The organism is Sphingobacterium sp. ML3W (assembly GCF_000747525.1).
Classification (GTDB): Bacteria; Bacteroidota; Bacteroidia; order Sphingobacteriales; family Sphingobacteriaceae; genus Sphingobacterium.
Genome location: NZ_CP009278.1, coordinates 1,421,854 through 1,436,615, shown reverse-complemented (window position 1 = coordinate 1,436,615; position 14,762 = coordinate 1,421,854). Strand labels below are relative to the sequence as shown.

Below are 14,762 nucleotides of genomic sequence, written 5' to 3'. Positions count from 1 at the left end.
TTAATAGGGGAAATTATAGGCTTAATTTAATTTGAAGATGCTTATCACTTCGAACATATGTTGATACTACTTCATAAGTTAAAGCACTTTGACCAGCAGAAGCCGTCAAGACCTGTGTCGATTCAGGGTATAAAGTCAGTTTTTGCGTCGCATTGCCATCCTTAAGCTCTAACTCAAAATATAAATCACTATTGTTTGTTAATTCATAATAATTTACATCACCTTTTTTCGCAGAAGCAGTCTTGTGGTATGCAGGACTTAAAGAAACACATGCATGAAATAAATCGCGAACATGCTCTTCCTTACCAAAAAGATAATTGCTAGACCAAGCTATCGTACGACCTTGCTCCAAAGCCTCTCGGATAGATGCGGCAGAACGGTCTTTGGACATCACTAAAGTCATCGTACGGTGTACACCAGCTCGGGAGATATCATAATCATGCGCAATGAGATTATGGACATCCGTATTTCCGATAACCGTAAGGTTACGGTCTAAAGCCCAATCTAAAGCCTTTTTATGAAAACCAAAACCATTGACAACTTCAATACCATTTAACTTCTTTTCGGCATACATTTTCTCAACAAATGGAACCCAATCGTAAGACCCTTTGATTGTAGTCGCCTTCCATCCTGGGTGATTCCAAAAAATAAATGCATTCTGATCTACAGCTGCCTGAATAGCCTTTTCATCCAAACTCGGCGAGTTGTCAACTACAAGGTTTTTATCATCTTGAATGAATAAAGCATTAAAATGTCCTGGAGGCGTACCTCGTGTGATTTCTGTACCCTTGATAAGTAAAATATTACTCTCGGCAGCTATATTTTTCGCCAATTCATAAGATCTCAAATTACCTGGTTTCACATCGTCTTTATGTGGTGTATACTCGACATGTTCGGTAAAAGAAATTGCATCCAGTCCTTCCTTCCAAGCTTCTTGCACACGAACATTAGGCCAAACATGTCCATCTGTAAAAACAGTATGCATATGAAAGTCACATTTTAACACTTGATAATTATTAACATTTGGAATATTAATAACTTCTCTTTTCTTAGGGTTTCTAAATTCTTGTAGCTGTACTACAGTATCGTCTTGTTGCGCGAATACCGACGAAGAAGCTACAGCTATCAAAGCAAATAAACTTGATTTCTTTTTAATTATAGGTAGATTTTAAAATTCCTCAAATGTAGACCTTCATTTTAACACACATATTAACAGGCTATTACTATTGTATTAACAAAGATTTGATTATCCCATTAATTATTAATACAGATTTAATTTTCACTACATATGCAGGAACACGGTTACTACCATATCCAAGATGAAAATGGTGATTACTTTTTTCTTCTTTTCGTTTATTAGAATATTTTCCCTAGTTTAGTGAAAACTTTAGGGGTGTCTGCAAGATTTGCAGGCTGAGATTTTACCCTTAGAACCTGATCCGGATCATACTGGCGTAGGGAAAAGTAAGATGTCTTCATTGTGCATATACCTGCATAACTGTGGCCATTCCTAAAGTTTTTTACATTAAAAAAATTAAAAGGAATGGAACTCACAATCAACCACCAACAACGTTTTTTCGCACAGCCTCCCTCCTCTTTGGAAGGATTGATGCTTTTGGAATTTCCAGAAAAAAGCAAGGGCATTGCTGTAGCCCTGAACAACCAAGTTATTCCTAAAAAAGCTTGGTCTACCACCCAACTAAAAAATCAAGACACAATTCTCATTATCACTGCAACACAAGGCGGATAAATACACTTATACCTAAAATATACCATTATGTTAGAACAGAACATTACCCAGACTCCTTTTCCAAATTCGAAAAAGGTCTATATCTCAGGACAACTTTTTCCAATTCGAGTTGCCATGCGTGAAATCACGTTAAGTCCAACCAAATTGAGCAAAGGCGGAGTAGAAATCAATCCACCAGTCACTATTTATGATACATCAGGTCCTTATACAGATGATCATGCACAAATCGATATTCGAAAAGGGTTACCTCGAACGCGGGAAAATTGGATATTGGATAGAAATGATGTTCAGATTTTACCCCAGATCAGTTCGGACTACGGTAAAGAAAGATTAGCAGATATCGAATTGGATCAACTTCGTTTTGAATACAGCCATAAACCTAAAAAAGCATTGGATGGCAAAAATGTTAGCCAATTGCATTATGCCAGAAAGGGAATCATAACGCCCGAAATGGAGTATGTAGCCATCCGTGAAAACCAGCGTATTGAACAGATACAGGCTGCAACAAAAGGTATGGAACATCAACATGCTGGACACAGTTTTGGAGCTCGTACACCAAAAAAATCTATTACACCAGAGTTTGTCCGTGAGGAAATTGCGGCTGGTAGAGCCATCATCCCAAATAACATCAACCACCCAGAAAGTGAACCGATGATCATCGGACGAAATTTCTTGGTTAAAATCAATGCCAATATTGGCAATAGCGCAGTTACTTCCAGTATTGAAGAAGAGGTAGACAAAGCGGTATGGGCTTGTCGTTGGGGTGCTGATACGATTATGGACCTTTCAACGGGTAAAAATATTCATGAAACACGTGAATGGATTATCCGCAATTCGCCAGTTCCAATCGGAACAGTTCCCATCTACCAAGCTTTAGAAAAAGTAAAAGGTGTAGCGGAAGATCTTACTTGGGAAATATTCAGGGATACCCTAATCGAACAGGCCGAACAAGGAGTCTCCTACTTCACCATACATGCGGGTGTTCTTTTACGTTATATCCATTTAACAGCACAGCGTGTTACCGGCATTGTATCTCGTGGGGGTTCTATCATGGCAAAATGGTGTTTGTTTCATCATAAAGAAAATTTCCTATACACTCATTTTGAAGACATCTGTCAGATCATGAAACAGTACGATGTTGCCTTTTCGTTAGGGGATGGACTTCGCCCAGGCTCTATTGCCGATGCCAATGATGCTGCACAATTTGCTGAATTGGAGACTTTAGGTGAATTAACGAAAATTGCTTGGAAACATGATGTACAGATCATGGTTGAAGGACCTGGCCACGTACCGATGCATATGATCAAGGAGAATATGGACAAACAACTGGAAGTATGTGATGAGGCTCCATTCTATACATTAGGTCCATTGACGACAGATATTGCTCCTGGTTATGACCATATCACATCGGCTATAGGTGCAGCTATGATCGGTTGGTTTGGTTGTGCCATGTTATGTTATGTGACTCCCAAAGAACACCTGGGTCTACCCAATAGAAAAGATGTGAAAGATGGTGTGATCACCTATAAATTGGCCGCGCATGCTGCCGATCTTGCTAAAGGCCATCCTGGTGCTCAATATCGTGACAATGCCTTGAGCAAAGCAAGATTTGAATTCCGTTGGGAAGACCAGTTCAATCTTTCTTTAGACCCGGATACCGCACGAGAATTTCATGATGAGACACTACCTGCAGATGGCGCTAAAGTAGCACACTTCTGTTCCATGTGCGGTCCTAAATTCTGCTCCATGAAGATTACGCAAGAGATTCGTGATGCTGCCGAACAAGGAATGATGGACATGTCCAAAGAATTTATAGAACAAGGTAAAGAATTGTATTTATGATCATTGTGATCACTGCTGAACAGCATGTATATCATGAATCGTACTGGATAAATCTGATGTTTGAGGCCGGATTGAAATTATTGCACATCAGAAAATATGCCTTCTCGGATAAGGAAATGTCCCTATTTGTACAGGAAATTGCTCTTCCTTACCGAAATCGCCTTGTCTTGCATAGTCATCATCATCTTGCTGAAGACTTGGGGATAAACAGGCTACATTTCAACGAAAATGATCGAAAGTCAAATAAACAGGACCAATACGATCAGGATATCATCCGGTCGACATCTGTTCATAGCATCGACGATTTCAATACGCTGGATAGCCAGTGGTCTTATGCTCTGTTCAGTCCTATGTTTTTAAGTATTTCGAAGCCTAATCATGGAAAAACCGATTCAGTGAAGCACGAACTGGCGTCTCGAAACAACCTGCAAGTCCAATTAATTGGACTTGCAGGTATCCATGCCGAAAACATGGGGACACTATATGCGGCTGGCGTAGATGGTGTGGCGCTACTGGGTACAATCTGGAAAAATGAACAACCTTTAATCAGTTTAAAAAAATGCCTACAGAAAGACCTTACGTACTCAGCATAGCTGGATTTGACCCCTGCGGAGGTGCAGGGGTACTTGCAGATAGCAAAACAATGGAACAGCTACATGTTCAGGGTATGGCTGTATTAACTGCCAATACCTTACAATCTGCTGATAAACTTTTCCAATTGGAATGGTTTGCGCTGCATGATATATTATTTGCTATCGAAACACTTCTTGTCAAATATCCGATAACAGTAGTTAAGATCGGCATTATACCCAATCCATCATTTTTGGTAAAAATAGTATACGCCATCCGAAAGCATTGTAAAGATGCGTTTATCATTTGGGATCCTGTCATCAGCAGTACTTCTGGTTTTAATTTTTTCAATCTACAGCCCTGTACTGGTTTTCCAGCTATCCTGAATCAACTGCAATTGATAACGCCCAACCAGTTTGAATATGAATATTTTCAGGAAAATGGGCTACTCGACTTCATTCAAACGACGCAAGTTGCCATCTTGCAAAAAGGAGGACATCAACGCGAGTTTAAAGGAACAGATATCTTACATACACAAAACCAACAATTTCACTTGCCTCCATCGGGAACACAGGTTTGGGAGAAGCATGGTTCTGGATGTGTATTGTCGTCTGCAATCGCAGCTTATATAGCCTTAGGTCATGATTTAAGGACAGCGTGCCGCTTGGGGAAAATTTATGTCGAACAATTTTTAAATAGTCATGACAGCTTACTCGGTCAACACCATGTTCAGTAAAATTCAATATATATCGCAAGGGAAAACCGCCATAGAGCAGGAAAAAAACATTAACAACGTGCTCAAGTATGGTGCCGATTGGATTCAACTTCGTTGGAAACAAGGCGATGAAGTACAATTATTAGCCTTAGCAATTCGGGTGCAAAAAAAATGCATACAGTACGGTGCTACCCTTATCATCAATGATCATATTGGCATTGCCAAAACGATTGATGCTGACGGCGTCCATTTGGGGTTAACGGATACAAGCATACAGAAAGTTCGGGAATTGCTTGGCCCAGACAAAATGATCGGTGGTACAGCCAATAACTTGACTGACGTAAAACAACGCATCGTAGAAAATTGCGATTATATCGGTCTTGGGCCATTGCGCTTCACGACAACCAAAGAAAAACTAAGTCCAATTTTAGGCCTTAATGGATACCAACAGATCATGCAACAATTAAAAAATGAGGTCATTACCTACCCGCCTATTTATGCCATAGGTGGTATCTCGCAAGAGGATATTATACAACTACAGGAAACTGGATTGTATGGGGTAGCTGTTTCTAGTCTACTATCCGAACAACCTGACCTCATTCAAGAACTCAAAAACAAACTACAATGGACAATTTAATAATAGCCGATCGTATATTCCAATCCAGACTTTTCTTAGGAACAGGGAAGTTTGGTCATCTCAACCAAATGCATGATGCTATTAAAGCGTCTGGATCTGAATTGGTGACGATGGCTCTAAAACGTTTAGATCATCAATCTTCTTCGGACACATTTTTAGAGGCTTTACAAATTCCTCATGTACACTTATTACCCAATACTTCTGGTGTTCGTAATGCAAAAGAAGCCATTTTAGCGGCACAGCTTGCGCGTGAAGCTTTGGAAACAGATTGGATAAAACTGGAAATTCATCCAGATTCCCGTTACCTCATGCCTGATCCAATTGAAACGTTGCTCGCCACTGAACAACTCGCAAAACTGGGTTTTATCGTACTTCCATATATACATGCCGACCCCGTTCTATGTAAAAGACTCGAAGATGTCGGGACAGCTGCAGTGATGCCTTTAGCTGCACCAATTGGGAGTAATAAAGGTTTGCGCACGTTGGATTTCTTAGAAATGATCATTGTCCAAAGTCATGTTCCGGTGATCATTGATGCCGGTATTGGTGCACCTTCGGATGCTGCGAAAGCGATGGAAATTGGTGCAGATGCGGTATTGGTCAACACCGCCATTGCGTCAGCGCAATATCCCATACAGATGGCCGAAGCATTTAAAGAAGCCGTAATAGCGGGTCGAAAAGCTTATCAAGCGGGTCTGGGCGTATCGGAAAATCGGGCTATAGCATCCAGTCCTTTAACCTCATTTTTAATTGATTAAAATATAACTATGCAAGCTTTTCAGGAACTATTTGCGCAATATGAATGGCAAGATATCAAGCGAAAGATATATAACACAACAGTTGAGGATGTAAGAAGAAGCCTACATAAGGAAAAAAGAAACCTAAACGATTTCCTCACTTTCTTATCTCCTGCAGCAGCGACCGAATTGGAAAAAATGGCACAGATGACGCAGCGTATAACGCAGCAAAGATTTGGTAAAACCATTCAATTGTATGCACCATTATACCTGAGTAATGAATGTCAGAATATCTGTACTTATTGCGGTTTTAGTATGGACAATAAGATCAAGCGAAAGACACTTTCAAACGGCGAATTACTGCTGGAAGCCATGGCATTGAAAGCAATGGGTATCAGCCACGTTCTATTGGTCAGTGGCGAGGCCAATAAAACGGTAGATATCAATTACTTCAGAAATGCCATCACCTTATTGAAACCCCATTTTTCTCAAATATCAATTGAGGTACAACCTTTACAATTGGAAGAATATCACATCTTACAAGAAGAGGGTGTCCATGCTGTGTTAGTATATCAAGAAACCTACCATCAAGAAGTATATAAAACATACCATCCGAAAGGCAAGAAATCAAATTTTGAATATCGTTTGGATACACCCGACCGGATCGGTCAAGCGGGTATCCATAAGATCGGATTAGGGGTTCTTTTAGGCCTTGAAGACTGGCGGGTGGACAGCTTTTTCAATGCATTACATATTGATTACTTAGAAAAACACTATTGGCGCACAAAATATTCAGTTTCGTTTCCAAGATTACGTCCGGCTGAAGGAGTGTCAACACCAAATTTTATTATGGAAGACCGCGATCTACTCCAATTGATCTGCGCATATCGGCTATGGAATGAGCATTTGGAAATTTCCATATCGACACGTGAACGTGAAAAATTTAGAGACCATATTATTCCAATCGGTGTCACGAGTATGAGTGCCGCTTCCAAAACTAACCCAGGTGGTTATGTTGTGGACCCACAATCGCTCGAACAATTTGAAATCAGCGATGAACGTAGTATGGAAACCATGCAGGATGTCATTAGACAAGCTGGGTATGACCCTATCATGAAAGATTGGGAGGTAAGTTATTCTGGAAATTAATATCAAATAAAACGAAAAATTCATTTATATATGCAACCACACGATGCTTTTGATCGGTATTCCCGTCAAATCTTCATTAACGAAATTGGCATTGAAGGGCAGCAAAAAATAATGGCTGCGAAAGTCTTGGTTATTGGGGCTGGAGGACTGGGTTCACCAGTACTTCAGTATCTGGCAGCTGCAGGAGTTGGCAATTTAGGGATTATAGATTTTGATCATGTAGAAATCCATAATCTCAATCGACAGATTATCCACAATGAAAAACGGGTACAGCAGGAAAAAGTATATAGTGCATCGACATTTATCCAAGAGCTGAATTCATCTGTCAACATCGATTGCCTATTTATAAAAATAAACATTGAGAATGCAGAATCTATCATTCAAGATTATGACATCGTTGTAGATGGTTCCGATAATTTCAATACGCGGTACATCGTCAATGATGCCTGTGTTCGGACAAACAAAGTATTGGTTTATGGTAGTATTTTCGCCTTTGAAGGGCAAATGGCTGTTTTCAATTATAAGGGGAGTAAACAACTTCGGGATTTATATCCCGAGGCACCTCGTCCGGAAGATGCCCCTACTTGTGAACAATATGGGGTATTGGGTCCGCTCCCAGGTATCATCGGTAGTATGATGGCCATGCAGGTTCTGAAAATCATAACCGAACTTCCGGTCGATAGCAACAAGCTTACACTTGTCGATGCGTACCACTGGCGGTTCAATACGATTAGTTTTTAGCTTTTAAAAAAAACTACCCTACGATAATCGTAGCTCTTACTTAGCTGTACCGCAATTCGAGCACAATTCACGTGTAATTGTACTAGATTTCTGATATCTTAAAAATTATCTCGCTTCATTTGAGGGAATTACGTTTTAACAGTAAAAAAACATTTTGTAGTATCTATAATCTGCCTATATTTGCAGTATCAAAAGCGAAAATAGCTCAGCTGGTAGAGCACAACCTTGCCAAGGTTGGGGTCGCGAGTTCGAATCTCGTTTTTCGCTCCACTAAATACACCTTGCCTAGGTGGTGGAACTGGTAGACACGCAGGACTTAAAATCCTGTTTCCGTTAAGGAAGTGCGGGTTCGATTCCCGCCCTAGGTACAAAAAAGCTCATCCAAAAGATGAGCTTTTTTGTTTTAAAGCTGTTATCGATTTTAATATTAATTTTTCTTTACTATTAATGAATAGCTATAGCGCATAACATAGCGAAATCAAAAGTATTCATGATCCCCTACTTCAATACTCCCTCTATACGCAACATGAGATAATAAAATGCACTATTTCGGTTATAAATGAATTTTTAATGGTAGAGAAACCAGTAATGTTGAAGCATTCATGAATATCCTACAAAACAAATATACTTAGTCTGAGGGGATTACATCGAATATATAAAAAAGTGCTTATTTAAATTTTGAATTTTGAAAAATCGCCGTATATTTGCATCACCAAAACAGAAAACAACTGTTGACTGTTAACAATGCGAAAGTAGCTCAGCTGGTAGAGCACAACCTTGCCAAGGTTGGGGTCGCGAGTTCGAATCTCGTCTTTCGCTCCACATTAATATCACCTGCCTAGGTGGTGGAACTGGTAGACACGCAGGACTTAAAATCCTGTTTCCGTTAAGGAAGTGCGGGTTCGATTCCCGCCCTAGGTACAAGAAAGCTCATCCAAAAGATGAGCTTTTCTTGTTTAAGAATAACTGATTAAATCTGCGTTTTCACAAAAGAGCAACCCTAAAAGCACCAAGTCTTTTTAGAAAATTGCTATATTAGAATAAAATAGAATAGTATGTCCCCTTTTTATTATTGTTTATTGATTATCGGAATTATAGCTGCTATCCTATTAATTGGCTATCTCTATTGGAAAACGCGTAACTTAAAACGTCAAAACGAGTTATTGATAAGACAGAGTCGTGAAATCAGCAGTGTCGCATTTCCAGATGAATCAATTGATTATAAATTAGATCCACATTTGCTAAAAAATGCATTAAATGCAATCCAATCACACGCTTACCAAAGTTATCATGCACTAGACAAACTATCCAATGTATTGGATTACATTCTTTACGAAACAGATGGAAAATTTGTCAAACTGAAAGATGAGATTGCATTCGCTCAGAACCTGATTGAGATCAATAAACTTAAAATAAGTCCACTATTTGACCTTCACATTCGTAAAAAAATCAGTCCTGAAGCCGGGGAATTGTTTATCGCTCCGTTTATGACCATCAATCCAATAGAAAATGCATTTAAACATGCTGATGTTCAAAATGAAAACAGCTTCATTTCAGTTGTATTTGAAGTGATGGATGATCAATTTATCCTCATCGTATCTAACCGAATTCAACCTAAACAGTTTACAACGTCAAACTTAGGGGGATTGGGTAATAAAACCTTTGCTCAGCGATTGAAAAAAATATATGGTTCTGATTATCATCTTAACACAGAGCAAAAAGAAGGTATCTATACGGTAACGGTAAAAATAAAATTATACAAAAATGATTAAATGTATCCTGTTGGATGATGAACTTCCTTCCCTGAGCTACCTGCAAGCGGTATGTCAAGATTTTAAGGGTGTTGAAATCGTCAAAAGTTTCAATAATCCCTATAAATTTTTAGAACAGAGCAACAACCTAGATTTCAACACTTGTATTCTCGATATCCATATGCCTGGTATGAATGGTCTCGATATAGCAAAGCGATTACCCGATAAAGCGATTATATTTTCAACAGCTTACAAAGAGTATGCAGCTGATGCATTTGATTTACATGCTGTCGATTATTTACGTAAACCTTATCAAGCGGATAGGTTACAGATTGCTTTCGATAAAGCCGTAAAATGGCTCCAATTTTTTGAAGAGTCAAGCTTGGATATAATCGAGTTGAATAGTAACCAAGGTAAAACTAGGATTAACGCAGCTCTAATTTCTTATATTGAGGTTGCTGATCACGATAGAAGGGATAAATATATAAATATGACAGACGGACAGCATATTCTAGCAAAAAACATAAGTCTCGAAGAGCTTATAACGCTTCTTCCTACAGGAAAATTCTGTCAAATTAATCGGCGAAATGTCGTTTCATTAGCTGCGGTGACTTCCTATACCGCACAATATGTCATCTGTAAAATAAAGGGTGTACCTCCAGAGGTACAACTTATTCTCTCTGCACCATACAAAGCCCATTTTATGAGTAGCCTGACTGTTTAGTACATTTTTATCTTCGTTCGGTACAAAATTTACGAATTAAGTTTGTAGAGAATCTTTTAGCGGTTATACTTGTTGCTTACAAGCAGACAAAAATATGTTAAAAGGCAAGTATAGATCCACTTTTTTTTACCTGATAATTTTAATCTTAGGGATATCCTTAGGTTATTTTATTGTACAGCAAGGAACACTCTTCGAAATCCGAACTGATATCAATAATCAAACCCCTGCACATTCTGCTTGGTCTCATTTTATAAATCACCTAAAGGAAAATCTCTCCTACCCTTTAGCTATCCTGATGTTGCAGATAATAACCATCATATTTGTAGCCCGAATTTTTGGAATCTTATTTAAAAAAATAGGACAACCTTCGGTAATTGGGGAAATTGTAGCCGGTATTGCACTAGGTCCATCTCTCTTGGGAAATTATTTTCCAGAACTATCCTTATTCCTTTTTCCTGCGAGTTCACTAGGTAATTTGGGGGTGCTCAGCCAAATAGGACTTGTACTTTTTATGTTCGTGGTAGGCATGGAGTTAGATCTAAAAATCTTAAAAAACAAAGCGCAAGATGCCATTGTTATCAGTCATGTTAGTATTATTTTTCCCTTTCTACTTGGAATGGGTTTAGCGTATGTTATCTTTCAGTCCACCGCACCGGAAGGTATTTCATTTTTATCTTATGCCTTATTTATCGGGATATCCATGAGTATCACTGCTTTTCCTGTATTGGCAAGAATAGTACAGGAAAGAGGTATGAGCAAGACTCGTTTAGGATCAATCGCCATCACATGTGCAGCCGCTGACGACATCACAGCATGGTGTCTTTTGGCAGCTGTGATTGCGGTAGTAAAAGCGGGATCTGTTGTGAGTGCAATTTATACGATTGCTTTTGCTGTAGCTTATGTGCTAGTGATGGTTCGACTTGTGAAACCATTTCTACAACGTATCGGCGATCTTCATACTACTAAAGAACGATTGGGAAAATCTATTGTAGGCGTATTTTTTCTCACATTACTCATCTCTTCATGGACCTCGGAAGTCATTGGCATACATGCTCTATTCGGAGCTTTTATGGCTGGTGTGATCATGCCTACTAACACGAGTTTTAGAAGCATCTTCATTGAAAAAGTTGAAGACGTTGCACAGGTGCTTCTTCTGCCATTGTTTTTTGTATACACAGGCCTTCGTACACAGATTGGATTACTTAATGAAGCTGAACATTGGCAAACCTGTTTCTGGGTAGTTACCATTGCCGTAGTCGGTAAATTTATTGGAAGTGCTTTATCAGCGAGATTTGTCGGCCAAAATTGGCACAGTAGTCTAACTATTGGAGCTTTAATGAATACGAGGGGATTAATGGAATTGATTGCTCTGAATATTGGATATGACCTTGGAGTGCTTACCGATGAAATGTTCGCGATACTAGTATTGATGGCCCTGATCACAACATTTATGACAGGCCCTGCATTGGACCTCATCAATAAGTTTTTTAAACCCGAAATTGAAAATAATGCAGACCTTATTTCTAAAAAGAATAAATACAACATTTTGATTTCATTTGGTAATCCAAATTCTGGGAAAACTCTTTTACGTATAGCAAATATGCTAACAAAAAAATCGCAGGAAAACAGTACGGTAACAGCTTTACACCTCTCCATTGGAAATGAATTGAACACTTATAATTCGATAGAATACGAAAGGGATAATTTCTCCTTATTAAATGATGAAAGTGAAAGATTAGATCAGCCCTATACCGCAATTTTTAGAGGAACTGACAACATCAACGAAGATATAGCTAAAATGGCTAACGAAGAAGATTTCGACCTATTGTTAACGGGTATTGGTCAATCGGTCTATGAGGGATCAGTACTTGGTAGTATTATTGGTTTTACAAGTAAAGTCGTAAATCCAGAAAGATTATTAGGTTCTTTAACTGGTAAAGAAAACTTATTTAATCACAGTGGTTTTGAAGATAATACCACTGCACTTTTAAAATCGATTGAAATTCCATGTGGGATTTTGGTAGATAAAGGTCTTCCCAAAATAGTTAAAAATATACTTGTACCCATCAAATCGGTTAGTGACAGCTTTATTTTAATTTACGTACATAAATTAGTCCAAAACAGTGCCGTAAATATCACCTTCTTAGACGATGATCATATTATTAAAAATTCGGTAGAGCTTAAAGAGGCAATTCGTTCGCTAGACTATGCCGCACCGAATCATATTACTGTAATTGATGAAGTTAACACGCACACTATAGACTACGCACAATTCGACATCATGCTCATCAGTTTCGTGGCGTGGAAACAAATTTCTTTTGAAAAAGAACAATGGACAAAGATAATACCCAGTACTTTGATTTTAAAACCTTAATATTTAATGTTATGGAAAAATACATTTTTGAAACTATGCTAATTAATGATGACAAAATCATTCAATTAGAGGAGACTTTAAAGAAAATCCCCAATATCGTTACTATTAAAATTAACCGTTTAAGTAACGGACTGATTCTAAAACTAGAAGCGCTAAATATCCAAGCTTTTGAAATAGCGTTAAACCTAAAGCAAAACGGTTTTTCGGTGGAACGTTTATACGAAGAGTAACTATAGTTATTTAAATCATTTAGGAGTCTTCATCACGTCGTTCTCCTAAATGATTTATTACTTCTTATTACCAACATACTTAAGAAATAAAATCAATTTTTGTTTTAGCAATTTTTCCATCTATTTTCAATTATTTTTCTATTTTTAACGGAATAAAAAAAATAGAATATGGATACAGCTATTTACATTTTCTCCTCCTTACTTATCGTTATAAGCTTTATTCCTTTGATTAGGAATGATTATTGGACCTTCCGTGTCTTTGAATACCCCAGATTACAAAAGCTCGTATTAACCTCATTGGCGCTTTTTTTACTGGTGGTTTATTGCTCCAGAACAACGGCATTCTATATCTACATCAGTCTACTATCTGGGACAATCCTGTATCTCCTGAGACAGATTCTGCCATTTACAGCACTTGGGAAAAAACAGGTTCTACGAACTAAAAAAGATATACCTGATCAAAAAATAAGTATCATGATATCGAATGTATTTGAAGATAACGACAACTATTCAGGATGTATTGAGGAAATAAAGAAAGCCAACCCAGATCTTCTCCTGTTATTGGAAACTAGTCATGAGTGGATGCATAAAATAAAAGAGGCTACGAATGCTTTTCCTTATCGCGTAGAGCAACCAATTGACAATACTTACGGTATGCTGCTTTATTCTAAATATGAGTTAAAAGATAGTGAAATCAAGTTTTTAGTAGAGCATGATATCCCTTCAATCCATACAAAAGTTATATTACCCAGTGGTCAGGTCATTCAAGTATACGCCGTTCACCCTACTCCCCCTGTACCTGGTGAAAATCCAAGGTCTACGGAACGTGATAAAGAACTATTAATAATCGCTGATAAAGCAAGTAAGTCAAAAATTCCTGTAATCGTATGTGGCGATTTAAATGATGTGGCTTGGAGTTACACCACCGATTTATTTTTAAAAACAAGCCAATTGCTGGACCCTAGAAGAGGACGCTTTTTTCTAAACACTTTCCATGCCCATCATTTTTTTATGCGATTTCCGTTAGATCATATTTTTTGTAGTACTGACTTCAAATTGAAAAAAATGAAAAGATTGCATCATTACAATTCCGATCATTTTCCAATCCTCATTCAACTTCAATATGAAAAATCCGCAAATTTAGAGCAAATAGATCATACTCTTGAACTAAATCAAGAAGATATAGATCTTGCCAAAGAGAAAAAAGAAAGGTGCTGAAAATTCAGCACCTTTCTTTTTTAAGTAATTATTTGCATTTAATATTCTATTGCCAATATGGACCTCAGAGGAATCAATACCCCGCTTTTAATTTGAAGATACTTATCTGTTAACGACCAAACCGTTGTTTCAACTTTTTTTGGACCAGCCTCTGTCTGAAAGGCTATCGTCGTCTTGGATTTAAATTCATTACCTAATCTTAAAGCTCCTTTTAATGTTTCTAAAAACGTTAGACTTCTATCTTCATTCGCCGCGACAATTTTGAATGAAGAGATTTGCTCTTTTTCTATCAATTCTCCGATCATACTACTAATAATTTATAAT

Annotated in this window: 15 protein-coding genes, 4 tRNA genes and 1 riboswitch; of the genes, 17 read left to right on the top strand and 2 right to left on the bottom strand. The window is 38.0% G+C overall.

Translation table 11 applies throughout. The features are described 5' to 3' along the window. Positions 1-13: 13 nt before the first annotated feature. The gene (locus KO02_RS06215; RefSeq protein ID WP_051959780.1) at positions 14-1,129 is read right to left on the bottom strand and encodes an Sb-PDE family phosphodiesterase; all 1,116 of its coding nucleotides are present in this window, start codon (positions 1,127-1,129) and stop codon (positions 14-16) included. Positions 1,130-1,379: 250 nt separating this feature from the next. Continuing rightward, positions 1,380-1,478, top strand: a riboswitch (TPP riboswitch). A 65-nt stretch (positions 1,479-1,543) separates the two neighbouring features. On the opposite strand from KO02_RS06215, the gene thiS reads away from it, so the two are divergent. The 17 genes from thiS (at position 1,544) to KO02_RS06130 (ending at position 14,438) form a co-directional block, all read left to right on the top strand. Further along, positions 1,544-1,750 carry a sulfur carrier protein ThiS gene (gene thiS, locus KO02_RS06210; protein ID WP_038696757.1) on the top strand — a complete coding sequence of 69 codons (207 nt, stop codon included), beginning with the start codon at positions 1,544-1,546 and terminating at the stop codon, positions 1,748-1,750. Between the two features lie 27 nt (positions 1,751-1,777). Continuing rightward, positions 1,778-3,592 carry a phosphomethylpyrimidine synthase ThiC gene (gene thiC / locus KO02_RS06205; protein WP_038696755.1) on the top strand — a complete coding sequence of 605 codons (1,815 nt, stop codon included), beginning with the start codon at positions 1,778-1,780 and terminating at the stop codon, positions 3,590-3,592. Next, the gene (locus KO02_RS06200) at positions 3,589-4,185 is read left to right on the top strand and encodes a thiamine phosphate synthase (protein WP_038696753.1); all 597 of its coding nucleotides are present in this window, start codon (positions 3,589-3,591) and stop codon (positions 4,183-4,185) included. The genes thiC and KO02_RS06200 overlap by 4 nt, the downstream gene beginning before the upstream one ends. Further along, entirely contained in the window at positions 4,152-4,898 is a 747-nt protein-coding gene (locus tag KO02_RS06195) for a bifunctional hydroxymethylpyrimidine kinase/phosphomethylpyrimidine kinase (protein ID WP_038696751.1), read from the top strand. The genes KO02_RS06200 and KO02_RS06195 overlap by 34 nt, the downstream gene beginning before the upstream one ends. After that, positions 4,888-5,514 carry a thiamine phosphate synthase gene (gene thiE, locus KO02_RS06190; RefSeq protein WP_038696749.1) on the top strand — a complete coding sequence of 209 codons (627 nt, stop codon included), beginning with the start codon at positions 4,888-4,890 and terminating at the stop codon, positions 5,512-5,514. The genes KO02_RS06195 and thiE overlap by 11 nt, the downstream gene beginning before the upstream one ends. Next, positions 5,502-6,272: a thiazole synthase gene (locus KO02_RS06185; RefSeq protein WP_038696747.1), complete on the top strand. Its 771-nt coding sequence runs from the start codon at positions 5,502-5,504 to the stop codon at positions 6,270-6,272. Before thiE ends, KO02_RS06185 begins: the two co-directional genes overlap by 13 nt. Before the next feature lie 9 nt (positions 6,273-6,281). Next, positions 6,282-7,400 (top strand): 2-iminoacetate synthase ThiH, encoded by a 1,119-nt coding sequence (gene thiH, locus KO02_RS06180; protein ID WP_038696745.1) that lies wholly within the window; start codon positions 6,282-6,284, stop codon positions 7,398-7,400. A gap of 30 nt (positions 7,401-7,430) precedes the next feature. Further along, a complete protein-coding gene (locus tag KO02_RS06175) occupies positions 7,431-8,141 on the top strand; it encodes a HesA/MoeB/ThiF family protein (RefSeq protein ID WP_038696744.1) in 711 nt (236 codons plus the stop codon). A 194-nt stretch (positions 8,142-8,335) separates the two neighbouring features. After that, a tRNA-Gly gene (locus KO02_RS06170) sits at positions 8,336-8,411 on the top strand. Positions 8,412-8,424: 13 nt separating this feature from the next. Further along, positions 8,425-8,509 (top strand) — tRNA-Leu (locus KO02_RS06165). Between the two features lie 378 nt (positions 8,510-8,887). Then, positions 8,888-8,963 (top strand) — tRNA-Gly (locus KO02_RS06160). A 14-nt stretch (positions 8,964-8,977) separates the two neighbouring features. Then, positions 8,978-9,062 (top strand) — tRNA-Leu (locus KO02_RS06155). A gap of 134 nt (positions 9,063-9,196) precedes the next feature. Beyond that, positions 9,197-9,913 (top strand): sensor histidine kinase, encoded by a 717-nt coding sequence (locus tag KO02_RS06150; protein WP_038696742.1) that lies wholly within the window; start codon positions 9,197-9,199, stop codon positions 9,911-9,913. After that, entirely contained in the window at positions 9,906-10,616 is a 711-nt protein-coding gene (locus tag KO02_RS06145) for a LytR/AlgR family response regulator transcription factor (RefSeq protein ID WP_038696740.1), read from the top strand. The genes KO02_RS06150 and KO02_RS06145 overlap by 8 nt, the downstream gene beginning before the upstream one ends. A gap of 94 nt (positions 10,617-10,710) precedes the next feature. Continuing rightward, positions 10,711-12,990 (top strand): cation:proton antiporter, encoded by a 2,280-nt coding sequence (locus KO02_RS06140; RefSeq protein ID WP_038696738.1) that lies wholly within the window; start codon positions 10,711-10,713, stop codon positions 12,988-12,990. Positions 12,991-13,001: 11 nt separating this feature from the next. After that, positions 13,002-13,220, top strand: coding sequence for a hypothetical protein (locus KO02_RS06135; RefSeq protein ID WP_144243266.1), 219 nt, complete (start codon positions 13,002-13,004; stop codon positions 13,218-13,220). Between the two features lie 168 nt (positions 13,221-13,388). Next, the gene (locus KO02_RS06130) at positions 13,389-14,438 is read left to right on the top strand and encodes an endonuclease/exonuclease/phosphatase family protein (protein ID WP_038696734.1); all 1,050 of its coding nucleotides are present in this window, start codon (positions 13,389-13,391) and stop codon (positions 14,436-14,438) included. Between the two features lie 38 nt (positions 14,439-14,476). Here KO02_RS06130 and KO02_RS06125 read toward each other — a convergent pair whose 3' ends face one another. Beyond that, positions 14,477-14,743 (bottom strand): hypothetical protein, encoded by a 267-nt coding sequence (locus KO02_RS06125; RefSeq protein WP_038696732.1) that lies wholly within the window; start codon positions 14,741-14,743, stop codon positions 14,477-14,479. Positions 14,744-14,762 lie beyond the last annotated feature (19 nt).